Raw genomic sequence first — 14,056 nt, forward strand, 5'->3', positions numbered from 1 at the left:
ATATCAAAATGACCAGGGTGTTATTTTTTCCATTGTAGAAGGTGGGTTATGAGTTAAAATTCTCTATTTTTTATTGCGCGGATTAAGAAGAAGGAGGCACCGCCCCAAAGTAAAATCATCGCAATAATCATCATTGCTATGGCACTACCTGACATCGTTATTAACCCCCTTTTCAACTCCGGTTAGCAAGTACTGTTCATCTTTCCATTTGGTTTTGGAAAGCAGGAAGCCACCAATGACAATGGCTGCAACCACTGTCCAGCCCATCAACAGTACCGCTTCTTGGGTATAACCGCCGTATGGAGTTTTAATATCGGCGATCAGCGTCATAATACCGGTGTAACCGGCAACTATCGGGGTGACAAACTTAATACAGAAAGACCACCATGCTCCGGCTTTAATTTCCGAAACAGCATCGATGTGTTCTCGTAAGGATTTAAGGTTAAAGAACCAACCAATCAGTATAACTTCAATTAGACCGGCAAATACCACACCTATATTGTTGGTAAAGTGGTCTACGATATCGAGAATGTATAAACCAGCACCGGTAACAATCAACAGACTGCAAGCAACAGCTACTACATGGTAAGCAATAGTAACTTTTTTGCGTTCCATGTTTAATTTGTCCATTAGAGCGGCAATGGCAGCCTCATTAATGGAGATTAACGATGTGATACCGGCAAAGGACAGTGCTAGGAAGAAAAGCACACCAAACAACGGTGCTGCCCCGCCTAATGTGGTGATGGCTGCCGGGAAGGTAACAAAGGCCAAGCCGACACCGGCCCCGGCAACTTCGCTCACATCTACCCCCTGAGTAAATGCCATGTGACCCAGAACACTAAATACAGCTAAGCCGGCCAACAAACTAAAACTACAGTTGGTCAAGCAGGTTGTAAAAGCGTTGGCGGTGAGATCTGATTTTTTTGGCAGGTAACTGGAATAAGTAATCATAATGGCAAAGGCAATGCTTAAATCAAAGAAGATTTGACCATAGGCTGCCGACCACACTTTAAAGTCTAATATTCGGCTAAAGTCGGGTTCAAACATAAAGTTTAAGCCGCTGGCCGCCCCAGGAAGGGTAACCCCACGAACGGCGATAAATACCACCATTAAAAACATCATGGGGATAAGTATTTTGGCGGTTCTTTCAATGCCGCCCTTAACCCCGGTATAGATAGCAGCAAAGTTGATAGCCCATGCTATTAACAGCGGTAATAATAATTGGGTTTGAATGCCACCAAGAATCATAGGGTCATCTGTTAACCCCAGCACGTTGCCGAAGAAGAAACCGCTTGGGTCATCGCTATAACCAACCGATATTGAATGATAAACATAACTCAGCGCCCAGGCGATAACAACTACATAGTAAACCGCAATAAAGAAACATATGAGTACTTGTCCCCAACCGAGCCATTCAAATTTTTTATTCATTTTGGCAAAACTTAAAGGCGCACCGCCACGGTATTTATGACCAATACTAAATTCTAAAATCATAATAGGAATACCTGCGGTTAATAATGCAAGTAAATATACTAAAAAGAATATGCCGCCACCGTTGTCGGCCACCATGTAAGGAAACCGCCAAATGTTACCCAGACCAACGGCAGAACCCACTGCAGCCAAAATAAATCCAATCCGGCTGCCCCATTGCTCGCGTTGTGCCACGAAAATTCCCCCCTCATTTAATGACTAAAAGTAAGTGTCCAACCAGTGTTATCAGAAAATTTCCAGAAATTCACCTCCTAGTGGTGGACAGTTGTTTTTGCTGATACATAGCTTTTTAATTTCGACAGTATTTAAAAAATTCCTTTAATTAGGCTGTACAAATAACTGACATAATTAATAATTTTTAAGCCCACTCCCTTAGGAGTGGGCTTTGTAATGGCGATTTTAATTAGTGACCGCCTTCAGGCATTCCCTCAGGTTTCCGATATACGCCGCGAGGTATATAATGGGTGTGCAGCAACTTGTGAGACAGTTCGCCAAGGGGCTGCCCGAGGAATTCTTCGTAAATGGCAGTGATTGCTGGGTTCTCGTGAGATTTGCGAATAGGCAGTTGTTCATCAACTTTGTAGGTGCCAGCAATACGGGCCAGTCTGACATCCAGGTTGGTTGGTATTGGCTGACCGCCACCGCCAATACAGCCGCCGGGGCAGCACATAACTTCAATGAAGTGATAATCTGCTTTACCTTCGCGAATCAGATCCAGCAGTTTACGGGCGTTGCCCAGTGTATGGGCAACCGCTATTTTCACGTCTAAATCGCCAACCTTAACGGTGGCTTCTTTAATACCATCCATACCGCGAACGGCAGTAAAGTTAATGTCCTTTAACTCTTCTTTGGTAATTAATTCGTAAGCGGTGCGCAATGCAGCTTCCATAACACCGCCAGTAGCACCAAAGATGACAGCGGCACCGGTGGATAAGCCCAATGGATCGTCGTAATTTTCTTCCGGTAGGTTATCCCAGTTAATACCGGCATTGCGGCACATCCGAGCCAATTCCCGAGTGGTGAGTACCACATCAACATCTTGATAACCGCTGTCTGCCATTTCGTCGCGTTGGCATTCAAATTTCTTAGCGGTACAAGGCATAATTGAAACGCTGTAAATGCTTGCAGGGTCAACCCCTGATTTCTTTGGATAGAAAGACTTGATTACAGCCCCCATCATTTGCTGAGGTGATTTACAGGTAGACAGGTGGGGGAGTAGATCGGGGTAATAATGCTCGATATACTTAATCCAACCGGGGCTACAGGAGGTGATCATTGGTAGCACACCGCCATTGGTTATCCGGTCAATTAACTCGCTGCCTTCTTCCATAATGGTTAAGTCTGCAGAAAAGTCGGTGTCAAATACTTTGTCAAATCCCAGTCTTCTCAAAGCAGCAACCATTTTACCAGTACCGATGGTGCCAGGTTCCATGCCAAATTCTTCGGCAATGGCTACTCGGGTGGCAGGAGCGGTTTGTACCACTACATGCTTATTGGGGTCAGCCAATGCAGCCCATACTTTAGCGGTATCATCTTTTTCGGTGATGGCACCAGTTGGGCAAATCAATGCACATTGACCGCACATAGCGCAGTTGACGTCGATTAAATTTTGCTCAAACGGTGGGGCAATTACTGTGTCAAAACCACGATTAACTGGGCCAATTGCTTTGACACCTTGTACCTTTTCGCAAACAGCTACGCAACGGCGACAAAGTACGCATTTGCGAGGATCACGAACAAGTGATGGGGAAGAATCGTCGATATCATCCAGTGTGGCGCTTTGAGCAGCACCACGTTTAAACCGAACATCACCAACACCAAAGGCCTCTGCTAAAGCTTGTAATTCACAGTTGGTGTTTCTGAGGCAGGTGAGGCACTCAGCTGGGTGATCGGATAAAATCAATTCCAATGTCATTTTACGAGATCTACGAACTAAATCTGAATTGGTTTTTACTACCATGCCTTCGGCTACCGGAGCTACGCATGCAGCTTGGAGTGCTTTGGCGCCTTGCACTTCCACCACGCAGATGCGGCAGGCACCGATGGCGTTGATATCTTTTAAATAACAGAGGGTAGGGATATTAACGCCTATCTTTTTGGCAGCCTCCAAGATAGTTGTACCTTGTTCAACTTCTACCTTCTGATTATCAATGGTTAATGTTACTGTTGCCATGCCTATTTTCCCCTCCTATCCCTACGAGGTGGTTTTTTTTGCACCTCTGATTTTACATATACCGGCTGGGCATACTTTATCTTTGATGTGAGCTTCATATTCAGCCCGGTAGTATTTCAGAGTGCTGAGGATTGGGTTTGGTGCAGTTTGACCTAATCCGCAGAGAGCAGATTGTTTGATCATTGCAGCCATTTCTTCTAATAACTCGATATCGCCTTCGCGACCTAAACCTTTTGTAATCCGTTCCATAATTTCCAACATCCGTTTGGTACCAATACGACAAGGTGTACACTTACCACAGGATTCATCTTGGGTAAATCCAAGGTAGAACTTAGCCAAGTCAACCATACAGTTGTCTTCATCGATAACAATTAAACCACCAGAACCTACGATGGAGCCAAGGGAAGCCAAAGTTTCGTAGTCCAGTGAAGTATCGAAATGTTCAGCAGGAATACATCCGCCAGAAGGTCCACCGGTTTGAGCGGCTTTAAATTTCTTGCCACCGGCAATGCCACCACCGATTTCCTCTACAACTTCCCGTAAAGTAATACCCAATGGAACTTCCACCAGACCGGAATTGACAACTTTACCAGCTAAAGCGAATACTTTAGTGCCTTTGGATTTACCAACGCCGATGCCAGCATACCAATCTGCACCTTTGTTAATGATGGGACAAATATTTGCCCAGGTTTCAACGTTATTTATGTTAGAAGGTTTATTATATAGCCCGGAAGCAGCTGGGAATGGAGGACGTGGTCTTGGTTCGCCACGACGACCTTCTGTTGAAGCCATTAACGCAGTTTCTTCACCGCATACAAAGGCACCAGCACCTTCACGAATTTCAATATCAAAGGAGAAATCAGTACCGAGAATGTTATTACCTAACATTCCTTTTTCGCGGGCGATTTCTAAGGCTTTTTTGAAGTTTTTAATGGCTAAAGGATATTCTAAGCGAATGTAAGCGTAACCTTTGGAGGCGCCGGTGGCGTAACCACAGATGGTCATGGCCTCAATTACTGAGAAAGGATCGCCAGTCAATACTGCGTTATCCATAAATGCACCGGGGTCGCCTTCGTCGCCGTTGCAAATAACGTATTTTTGATCGGCTTTTTCATTAGCCATAAATTGCCACTTTAAGCCGGTGGGGAAACCAGCACCGCCACGGCCACGCAAGCCAGCATTTTTGACTTCGTCAATAACTTGTTGCGGTGTCATGTCCTTCAGTACTTTAGCTAAGGCGGCGAAACCGTCAACGGCAACATATTCTTCAAAGGAAACCGGGTCGATTAGGCCGCAGTTTCTCAATGCAATTTTCAATTGCTTTTTAAAGAAATCCATCTCTGGGACGGTTGGTTGTAGTTCGCCTTTGTCGTTTTTGTAGCAAAGACGCTCAACAAATTTGTCGTTTTTCAGATGATCGTTAACAATGTCGCTAATATCCTCTGGTTTAACGTTGCAATAATGATATGCACCAGGGTAAACCATTACCACTGGGCCCAATTGACAGGCTCCTATGCAGCCTGTTTGAACTAACTTAATGGAATTTTTCAGACCATTATCTTCGATGGCCTTCTCTAAAGCATCTGCCACAGCCTGGCATCCTGATGAGTGACAGCCAGTACCGCCACAAACCAATACGTGATATTTGTACTCGTCAGCAGGAGCTCCACCTAAACGGGCCGCTAAGGCCTCTTTAGCTGTTATTCTTAATTGTTCTAATTCTTGAAATGTCATTTATTCGTCACCTCCCCTTGAGGTATTTTATTCATATTTCGCTAAAACTTCGGCGACTTTGTCTGGAGTCATCCGAGGATGAACTTCGCCATCAATAGTCATAACTGGTGCAATACCACAAGCACCCAGACAGCGTACCACATCAAAACTGAAACGACGATCTTCGGTAGTATCACCGGGTTTAATCTTTAATTGTTTTTCCAACTCAGCTTGTATTTCTGGTGCTCCTTTAACGTAACAGGCGGTACCAAGGCATAAATTGATGCTGTGCCGTCCCCTTGGTCTTAGTGAGAAAGCAGCATAAAAAGTTGCTACGCCATAAACGTCGGTCAATGGAACACACAATTCTTCGGCAACTTTGATCATCAAATCTTTAGGTAGATAACCCAATGCCTCTTGGATACCTGCCATAACAACAATTAGATCGTTAGGGTTGCCGCGATGTTGAGAAATTAGTGACTCAATTTTTTTGTCAACCTCTGGTTGGCAATTGCAGTTACATCCTGCTCCCATTGAGTTGGATCCTCCTTTCGTGCTTCCTCTAAGAGAAATTTAATAACATTAATGTGCGCTAAGATTGTGATCGGTTGATTGACTAATTTTAATACATCACCACCTTTAATAAGGTTTTTATAACAACCCACTCCATTTTGCTAGGTTGGGTTTGATGTACGCACAAATTCACAAGTTATTAAAAATTTATTCTCGTTAGTTAAAATAATACCTAATATGAACAAAAGCACATTATGTGAAAACAATCTCAAGTTGTCAAAACGTTACACCTAATATGAATTTTCAAAATATTCACTTGTATATTATTGTACAGCTTGTTTTGTGTTTAAGCAAGCCCTTTTTTTAGTGTAATTTTCCGTTGGAGTAAAATAAAGCAGAGACTGCTATGAATTAGTACTTGTTACAAAGTCACATACAAAATTCAATTTTATTTGCTTGGCATATTATCTTGTGATAAGATATTGTGTGTAAAATCGACTATAATGGTGGAGGGGTTTGTCTTGTTGATAAAGGAGCTAGCGGACAAACTAACAGCATGGTTAGACAACATGCTGAAAGAAACTGGTACTGAGAGCTTTATTGTGGGACTAAGTGGCGGTATTGATTCCGCAGTTGTGGCAGCGTTGTGCTCAAGGGCAAAGCCCAATGATACTTATGGATATATTATGCCGTGTCACAGTAATCCGGATGATGCAAAATATGGTCAAATGGTAGCTGATGCCTTTAATATACCAACAAAAGTGGTGGCCTTAGATGACGTTTTTGATACTATGTTGTTAAAATTGACTGATGAACGATATGAAGACAATATAACAAATCTGACATTTGCTAATATTAAGCCACGCTTACGGATGACTACATTGTATTTCTATGCTGCCAAGCACAAAGGACTGGTTGTGGGCACTGGAAACAAAGCAGAGATTACTGTGGGCTTCTACACTAAGTACGGTGATGGTGGTTGCGACATATTGCCATTGGCTAATTTATCTAAAGCTAAAGTATTTGAAATGGCAAAATATTTAGGGGTGCCACAACCGATTATTGATAAGCGACCTTCGGCTGGATTATGGCATGGACATGATGACGAAGACGAAATGGGTATTACCTACAAGGATTTAGATCATTATATTGAAACCGGTGAAGCTAAACCAGAGGTGAAAAAAGTTATTGAAAGATTAAATCGCAAAAGCGAGCATAAAAGACATATGCCCCCAACACCTCCGGACTTTTAAATCATATTATTTTTACTAATTAAATGGGGACAGGCACTCTTTGCCTGAACCCATTTGCTTGTTAAAGCCAGATTAAATATTTTATAAAATAAGGAAGAACCAACTTTCACAAAACTGGGAGGATGTAATAGATGGCTGGACATTCAAAGTGGGCAACCATTAAGCGCAAAAAAGCTAAGGTGGATGCCCAAAGAGGAAAAGTTTTCACTAGATTAAGTAAAGAGATTATTCTTGCTGCTAGATTGGGTGGCGGTGACCCAGCAGGCAACATGAGACTTAAAACAGCCATAGAAAAGGCTAAAGAAGCTAATTTGCCAAAGGATAGCATCCAACGGGCAATAATGAAGGGTACTGGGCAACTTAGTGGCAGTAATATGGAAGAGTTGGTATATGAAGGTTACGGTCCCGGTGGTGTGGCGGTGCTAATGAATATCATGACTGACAACCGCAACCGCACTGCTGGTGAGGTGCGACATATTTTTTCTAAAAACGGTGGCAATCTCGGCGAAAGTGGTTGCGTTTCTTGGATGTTTGACCGCAAAGGTTTATTGGTCATTGAAAAGGAAAGCAACAATATTGATGAAGAAGAACTGATGATGATTGCTTTAGAAGCCGGAGCAGAAGACATCAAGGAAGAGGAAGAGGCTTTTGAAGTTTATACCGCTCCCGAAAGCTTTGCCGATGTAATTAAAGCTATTGAAGACCAAGGTATTACCTTAGAAGAGGCAGAAATTGCCATGATTCCCCAGACCACTGTTAAGCTTGAAGGTGCAGAGGCGGAAAAAATGATTAAGTTGATTGACTTATTGGAAGAACATGATGACATTGACGATGTTTATACAAATTTTGATATGGACGAATAAAAGCAAAAGCCCGAACTTTTAGTTCCGGGCTTTTGCTTTTACTCGTCTGAATTGCCAAAGGAGAATTGTTAATGGAGGGAATTTTAAAATAAATTTTAGCATCTGGCTACCTCTTAGTTAGCAATATATTTTACTAATTTCACTATATGTAATATCTTGATATGTGTTACTTTCCCATGTATTGGAATAATGTGATTTGGCAATAATATTCAACTAATAGGAAAAAAGGAGGATCTTTAGCCGTGGGTAGGCATAAAGTGGTTTTGGCAGTGGTGAGCGCATTTTTTGTGGGCTTTACCATAAGTGTTGCCTATATGGTTACAACTGGCATGTTCAATCCAGTGCACAAACTAATGGCAATGAACGATTCCTGGGCAACGGAGGAAATCACTGCCGGAGAGATGGTGGTGACACCAGAAACGTTAGTACAAAAACAAAGCATATATTTATGTGGTGACGTAGAAACCGATGTCGAATCAGATGTCAAAGGGTTAATGGGCATGAGCCAGATGGAGTTACAACAAGTATTTGATGCCAGCGATGGGTGGCAAGTACAATTTTTATCACCCAAGGAATTGGTATTGGCTAGGCAGGTAAATGAATTGTGCCCAACCCACAAAAGTTATCGACATTTAAGCATTTATCAAGATCACATGGCGGTGTTTCAAGGACCGCTAGGTATAGACAAGCGATTATTAGAAGTGGTACCAGGTAAGGAAATTAAGAATTTGCCACCAACACTACAATTGAAACTACAACAAGCCAGTACCTTTTATAAGCAGGATGAAAAGACCAAGGCTGAATTACAACAGGAATTAGAGTTCGTTTCAGAGAAACAATTAAATGCGGTGTTGGAGAATTTGGATGAACTAGACTAAAGCAATTACCAATGTAGAATAATAACTGTACTGTACAAGGCAATACAAATTCATAATTCATAATTCAAAATTAGAGGTCTTATGTTATAATTTGATGGAACAATTGTTCTAGTTAGTTGACGGAGGAATGTAATCAATGATAATTATGGGTATAGACCCGGGAACGGCCATCACTGGATATGGCGTTGTCAGCTATAATGGTAACAGCTTTAAATTAATTGAATGTGGTGCTGTTTATACCGAAGCCGGTATACCGTTGTATAAGCGTTTATATACAATTTACAGCGATTTAACTGAATTAATTCAAAGGCATCGACCGGATCAATATGCGGTGGAAGAGCTGTTTTTTAATAAAAATGTAAAAACTGCCCTAGCCGTTGGGCATGCCCGTGGGGTAGCGCTTTTGGCTGGGGCAAACGCTGGTTTAGATGTGTTTGAATATACGCCGCTACAGGTAAAACAGGCTGTGGTGGGATATGGCCGGGCCGATAAACAGCAGGTGCAATTTATGATTAAAACCATGCTTAATTTAGCATCAGCGCCTAAACCGGATGATGTTGCAGATGCGATAGCGGTGGCCATATGCCACGGTCATTTTATCCATAGTGCTGGGAGGGTATCGCTGTGATTGCATTTTTAAGAGGAATATTGGCTGCAGAATCTCCGGGACAAATTGTGGTGGATGTGCATGGAGTTGGCTACAAATTAATGGTTCCCCACTCCACATTGGCATCTATGCCCAGTATCGGTCAGGAGGTTTTTGTCTTCACCCATATGGTGGTACGTGAAGATGATATGCAACTTTATGGGTTTCAAAGCGAGGATGAATTGGCAGTATTTTTGTTATTGTTAAATGTATCTGGCATGGGTCCTAAGGGTGCTCTGTCAGTACTTTCTGTTTATCCACCGGACAGTATTCGAGGATTTATTGGCAACGAAGATGTCACTGCGCTGACCCGAGTGCCGGGTGTAGGTAAGAAAACCGCTCAGCGGTTGATTTTGGAACTGAAGGATAAGATTGGCAAAGTGATAACCGGTTCCAAACAAGGTGGTGCGGCGATAGCCAACGATGGCGGAATAATCAGAGATGCGGAATTTGCTTTAGTTGCTTTAGGATATACACAATCTGAAGCCTCTGATGCCGTCGGCAAAGCACTGAACAATGAAAATACAGTAATTAAAGATGCGTCGGAATTAATTAAACAGGCCTTAAAATATTTGATGAAAGAATAATGGTGATGCATATGATAGAAAGAGATGAGCGAATTGTTTCTGCGGCTGAGAGGACTGAAGATCAGGAAGTAGAATACGGAATCAGACCCAAGGTGTTGGCAGAATATATTGGTCAGCAAAAAGTAAAGGAAACCATAGATATATTTATGAAGGCAGCCAAAGGGCGCGGCGAAACATTAGATCATGTGCTACTATTCGGTCCACCGGGCTTGGGCAAGACAACATTGGCAACGATTATTGCCAATGAAATGGGGGTTGCTATTCGCACCACCAGTGGGCCAGCAATTGAACGTCCCGGTGACTTGGCGGCCATCCTTACTAACCTTAATGCCGGTGATGTTCTGTTCATTGACGAAATTCATCGCTTGAGTCGTTCGGTGGAAGAGGTACTTTATCCCGCCATGGAGGACTTTGCTTTAGATATTATTATTGGAAAAGGCCCCAGTGCCCGTTCTATCCGTTTAGATTTGCCGACCTTTACTTTGGTGGGAGCCACCACTAGGGCAGGATTGCTATCGGCGCCGCTGAGAGATCGTTTTGGAGTAATCAGTAGGCTGGAGTATTATCGCACCGAGGAGTTGGCCGAGATATTGCGTCGATCTGCCAGTATTCTGAATATCCAATTAGATCCCAGCGGAGCAGAGGAAATTGCTCGCCGTTCCCGGGGAACCCCGAGAATAGCTAATCGACTATTAAAGCGAGTGCGGGATTATGCTCAGGTAAAGGCCGACGGATTAATCACCGCTGCTGTGGCCGATGCCGCTTTGAAATTTCTTGAAGTGGATGCCTTGGGTTTAGATAAGACTGATTTACGGATACTAAAGACTATTATCACTAATTTTGCCGGTGGTCCTGTTGGGTTAGACACGTTGGCGGCATCCACCAGTGAAGAGGCGGGCACAGTGGAGGACGTGATCGAACCTTATTTGCTCCAATTGGGCATGCTGTCAAGGACACCCCGGGGGCGAGTGGCCACTCCGTTGGCCTATAAACATTTGGGCATCGCAATGTCGCAACAGTCAGAACAAGTGAAAATTTTTGAAGAGTAATTGTTACCACCCTTTGGGTAATATTAAAATATAATAAAAGAAACAGGTGACAAAGTTGGCCAAAATACTACTGCATACTTGTTGTGGGCCATGTTCCATTTACCCACTGGAACATTTACAAAATGAGAATTTAGACATTGTGGCCCATTTTTATAATCCTAACATTCATCCCTTTACAGAGTGGCAGAAAAGAAAAGAGAACTTTGAACAGTTTACCGAAAGAGAAGGCATTAAAACTATTATTGAAGACGATTATGATTTAGAGGGCTTTTTGCAAAACGTAGTGCATCGAGAAGCTAACCGCTGTCGTTATTGCTATAACATGAGGTTGAGTAGGGCAGCACAAATTGCTCGCAAAGGTAAATTTGATGCCTTTACCACCACACTGCTAGTCAGTCCCTTTCAAAAGCATGACATATTGAAGGAAATTGGTGAAGCGGTGGGTGAAAAATACGGTGTGCCCTTTTATTATGTAGATTTTCGCCCCGGTTATAAGGATGCCTATAAAAAGGCTAAAGAAACGGGACACTATACCCAACAATACTGTGGTTGCATTTATAGTGAAAAGGATCGTTATTTTCCGCGCTTTATGAAACAGAAAGGAGCGAAATAAATGGATCCGATACAGTCCATGGGTAAAATGGTGCTGCTGCTGGGTGTTTTGTTAATTGTGGTGGGCGGCTTAATGTTAGTGGCTGGAAAGATTCCTGGCATAGGAAAGTTGCCAGGGGATATTTTTATTCAAAGGGGTAACTTTACCTTTTTCTTTCCGGTAGTAAGCATGATTTTAATTAGTGTAGTACTGACATTGATTATAAATATTTTTTTAAGAAGATGATTTTTACGAAAACCCATTAATTGTTATCATGCAAGCGCTTATTGTAGGGCTTGATTCATCAAGCCCGCTAAAATGTAGCATTTGCGCATAGTAAAACCGTTTGCCTTGGAACCAAACGTTGTTTGTGGGCTCAATAAATTGAGCCCCTACAGTTTAAACGTTTGGTTTTTATTGTTAATTTCAATCCTAATTTGTGAACTATGTTCATGAAGGTAAATTCAACATTCCTAAGTCATAATTGACGCACCGTTATTTGGAACGAATTGAAGGTCTTATTTATTCTAAATTTTGCTAGTGGAGCTTTAGCACTACTTTTATGCAATTATCAGTTTTGGTACATTGGCAAAGGGTACGCGCAAAGATTCTGCCTGCCCACCGGCATAGCCTCCTGTGGTTTCTGCATAGCCAAAAAAACCGCCCATTTCTCCATAAGGGTTGGAGTTGTTGCATTGGCTTTTCAAATGGTTTTCAATCCCCATTGGCCCGTGGCCAATAATATGTGGCAAGATTATTTAAGTTGGCAACGCTGTGGAAAAAGCAAAAAATTTATATTTAAATAGCCAGCAGGGAGGAGGACGTTATCTGTCGAATATTACCTCTGAAAAACATCTGCCATTTTTGGTAATGTGGAGGAAATAATGTGACATATGAGAAAAAATATAGTATATATATTGTTGGTCCTTACTTTAGCAACGGGATATGGTGGCGATTTTATTAAAGCTGCCGAGGCCAGCGTTTCAGTGATACCCACCAATATTCGCATTGGACTGCAACGGGAAATTACCGAAATCAAATTTTCTGTTCAGGGTGCATATACCATATTAAGGGGTAATAATGGTGAGCTGATTACCATGGCTGAGCCGGGAAAAATTTATACTTTGCAAAGAATTGAGCACCACTTAGGTTCACCGCTGATTGGAGTAACCTGTGATGGTGAACAAATAGCAACCTTTACCGGCTCAATTGTGTTGGAGCAGGTCAATCGGGAAGTTAGTATTCTAAGCGGTAACGGAGCATTAGCCAAAAAGGCCAGTGGTTTAGGACTGTCGGCCATAGACAGCAGCGGCGCCACCACCATGTTATCAAAGGATATTGCCAATTATAGTGTTTTAACCAGCGAAGGAGTTAGCAACCTAAAGGTAGACGATAAATTACCGTTGGTAACGTTGCACAATCAAGGGGGCAGCAAGAGATACCGGGGTAATTTTGACTTTAGATTGGATAGCAAAGGGATCACGGTGATCAATTACCTTCCGCTGGAAGAATATTTGTATAGCGTGGTGTCCAGTGAAATGTATGCTGATTGGCCCACTGAAGCTTTGAAAGCTCAAGCGGTTGTGGCTCGTACATATGCGCTATATTCCAATGGCCAATATTTGGCCCAGGGGTTTGACATACCAGCTAACCAACAAAGCCAAGTATATCTTGGTTATGACCAAGAAACATCCACCACCATCAAGGCGGTGGACGAAACCCGAGGACAAGTATTGACCTATCGGGGACAATTAATATTGGCGACTTTTCATTCCAGTAGCGGGGGCTATACTGGGAATTGTGGTGACATTTGGCATGAAGATGTTCCCTACCTTAAAGCAAAGAAAGATCCCTATGATATAAATAATCAACATTATAATTGGTCAGTTAATTTAAGCGCCCCGCAATTGGTCGCATTACTCACTGCCCAAAATATTTTTTACAGCCAAGTGCTGGATATGGAAGTGGAGCGAGACCAGACTGGCTCTCGGGTTAAAAAATTGTTTATCAAGGGTTTAGACGTGGCTGGTGAATATAAAGAAACTATAATAAGTAATGCTGATCAAGTACGCTTTTTGTTAGGACTAAAGAGCAGTCTGTTCACCATGGAAAAGGTTTTTGATGAGGAAGACAATTTAATTTCGTTGACAATTAAAGGCAACGGCAACGGTCATGGTATTGGTATGAGCCAATATGGTGCCCGGGGCATGGCCATAGAAGGTTATAATTGCCAAGATATTTTGCAATACTATTACACAGGTGTGAAGTTAGAATCAAATTACGGAATGTAGAAGAGGA

General features: G+C 42.5%; 14 protein-coding genes and 1 pseudogene. 9 read left to right on the plus strand and 6 right to left on the minus strand.

The window, feature by feature from the left end:
• Positions 1–53: 53 nt before the first annotated feature.
• The 5 genes from V6C27_11665 to nuoE form a co-directional block, all read right to left on the minus strand.
• A complete protein-coding gene (locus V6C27_11665; GenBank protein MEG6617072.1) occupies positions 54–155 on the minus strand; it encodes a MetS family NSS transporter small subunit in 102 nt (33 codons plus the stop codon).
• Positions 145–1,665, minus strand: a complete 1,521-nt coding sequence (locus tag V6C27_11670) for a sodium-dependent transporter (GenBank protein ID MEG6617073.1) — start codon at positions 1,663–1,665, stop codon at positions 145–147. The genes V6C27_11665 and V6C27_11670 overlap by 11 nt, the downstream gene beginning before the upstream one ends.
• Before the next feature lie 229 nt (positions 1,666–1,894).
• Complete coding sequence (locus V6C27_11675; GenBank protein MEG6617074.1) at positions 1,895–3,664, minus strand: NADH-dependent [FeFe] hydrogenase, group A6; 1,770 nt, start codon at positions 3,662–3,664, stop codon at positions 1,895–1,897.
• Between the two features lie 21 nt (positions 3,665–3,685).
• Complete coding sequence (locus V6C27_11680; GenBank protein ID MEG6617075.1) at positions 3,686–5,398, minus strand: NADH-ubiquinone oxidoreductase-F iron-sulfur binding region domain-containing protein; 1,713 nt, start codon at positions 5,396–5,398, stop codon at positions 3,686–3,688.
• A gap of 27 nt (positions 5,399–5,425) precedes the next feature.
• The gene (gene nuoE, locus V6C27_11685) at positions 5,426–5,911 is read right to left on the minus strand and encodes an NADH-quinone oxidoreductase subunit NuoE (protein ID MEG6617076.1); all 486 of its coding nucleotides are present in this window, start codon (positions 5,909–5,911) and stop codon (positions 5,426–5,428) included.
• A gap of 500 nt (positions 5,912–6,411) precedes the next feature.
• Between nuoE and nadE the strand changes: the two genes are divergently transcribed.
• The 8 genes from nadE to V6C27_11725 all read left to right on the plus strand — a co-directional run bounded on the left by nadE (position 6,412) and on the right by V6C27_11725 (position 12,004).
• Complete coding sequence (nadE, locus tag V6C27_11690; GenBank protein MEG6617077.1) at positions 6,412–7,143, plus strand: NAD(+) synthase; 732 nt, start codon at positions 6,412–6,414, stop codon at positions 7,141–7,143.
• Positions 7,144–7,274: 131 nt separating this feature from the next.
• Complete coding sequence (locus tag V6C27_11695; GenBank protein ID MEG6617078.1) at positions 7,275–8,006, plus strand: YebC/PmpR family DNA-binding transcriptional regulator; 732 nt, start codon at positions 7,275–7,277, stop codon at positions 8,004–8,006.
• 242 nt (positions 8,007–8,248) lie between these two features.
• Positions 8,249–8,884 carry a hypothetical protein gene (locus V6C27_11700; protein MEG6617079.1) on the plus strand — a complete coding sequence of 212 codons (636 nt, stop codon included), beginning with the start codon at positions 8,249–8,251 and terminating at the stop codon, positions 8,882–8,884.
• Positions 8,885–9,020: 136 nt separating this feature from the next.
• Complete coding sequence (ruvC, locus tag V6C27_11705; GenBank protein MEG6617080.1) at positions 9,021–9,512, plus strand: crossover junction endodeoxyribonuclease RuvC; 492 nt, start codon at positions 9,021–9,023, stop codon at positions 9,510–9,512.
• Positions 9,509–10,117, plus strand: coding sequence for a Holliday junction branch migration protein RuvA (gene ruvA / locus V6C27_11710; protein ID MEG6617081.1), 609 nt, complete (start codon positions 9,509–9,511; stop codon positions 10,115–10,117). The genes ruvC and ruvA overlap by 4 nt, the downstream gene beginning before the upstream one ends.
• Positions 10,118–10,128: 11 nt before the next feature.
• A complete protein-coding gene (gene ruvB / locus V6C27_11715; GenBank protein ID MEG6617082.1) occupies positions 10,129–11,166 on the plus strand; it encodes a Holliday junction branch migration DNA helicase RuvB in 1,038 nt (345 codons plus the stop codon).
• Positions 11,167–11,221: 55 nt separating this feature from the next.
• Positions 11,222–11,779 (plus strand): epoxyqueuosine reductase QueH, encoded by a 558-nt coding sequence (locus V6C27_11720; protein ID MEG6617083.1) that lies wholly within the window; start codon positions 11,222–11,224, stop codon positions 11,777–11,779.
• Positions 11,780–12,004: a DUF2905 domain-containing protein gene (locus tag V6C27_11725; GenBank protein MEG6617084.1), complete on the plus strand. Its 225-nt coding sequence runs from the start codon at positions 11,780–11,782 to the stop codon at positions 12,002–12,004.
• Between the two features lie 335 nt (positions 12,005–12,339).
• Here V6C27_11725 and V6C27_11730 read toward each other — a convergent pair.
• Positions 12,340–12,474: pseudogene (locus tag V6C27_11730) on the minus strand (glutathione-dependent formaldehyde dehydrogenase).
• A gap of 177 nt (positions 12,475–12,651) precedes the next feature.
• Between V6C27_11730 and V6C27_11735 the strand changes: the two are divergent.
• A complete protein-coding gene (locus tag V6C27_11735) occupies positions 12,652–14,049 on the plus strand; it encodes a SpoIID/LytB domain-containing protein (GenBank protein MEG6617085.1) in 1,398 nt (465 codons plus the stop codon).
• Positions 14,050–14,056 lie beyond the last annotated feature (7 nt).

The sequence above is a fragment of the Peptococcaceae bacterium 1198_IL3148 genome (assembly GCA_036763105.1).
Classification (GTDB): Bacteria; Bacillota; Desulfotomaculia; order Desulfotomaculales; family Desulfohalotomaculaceae; genus JBAIYS01.

What these genes read in the sequence shown, in the direction of transcription:
- V6C27_11665 (MEG6617072.1), bottom strand. Translation starts at nt 155, where the DNA reads ATGTCAGGTAGTGCCATAGCAATGATGATTATTGCGATGATTTTACTT.
- V6C27_11675 (MEG6617074.1), bottom strand. Translation starts at nt 3,664, where the DNA reads ATGGCAACAGTAACATTAACCATTGATAATCAGAAGGTAGAAGTTGAA.
- V6C27_11680 (MEG6617075.1), bottom strand. Translation starts at nt 5,398, where the DNA reads ATGACATTTCAAGAATTAGAACAATTAAGAATAACAGCTAAAGAGGCC.
- nuoE (MEG6617076.1), bottom strand. Translation starts at nt 5,911, where the DNA reads ATGGGAGCAGGATGTAACTGCAATTGCCAACCAGAGGTTGACAAAAAA.
- V6C27_11695 (MEG6617078.1), top strand. Translation starts at nt 7,275, where the DNA reads ATGGCTGGACATTCAAAGTGGGCAACCATTAAGCGCAAAAAAGCTAAG.
- ruvC (MEG6617080.1), top strand. Translation starts at nt 9,021, where the DNA reads ATGATAATTATGGGTATAGACCCGGGAACGGCCATCACTGGATATGGC.
- ruvB (MEG6617082.1), top strand. Translation starts at nt 10,129, where the DNA reads ATGATAGAAAGAGATGAGCGAATTGTTTCTGCGGCTGAGAGGACTGAA.
- V6C27_11725 (MEG6617084.1), top strand. Translation starts at nt 11,780, where the DNA reads ATGGATCCGATACAGTCCATGGGTAAAATGGTGCTGCTGCTGGGTGTT.
- V6C27_11735 (MEG6617085.1), top strand. Translation starts at nt 12,652, where the DNA reads ATGAGAAAAAATATAGTATATATATTGTTGGTCCTTACTTTAGCAACG.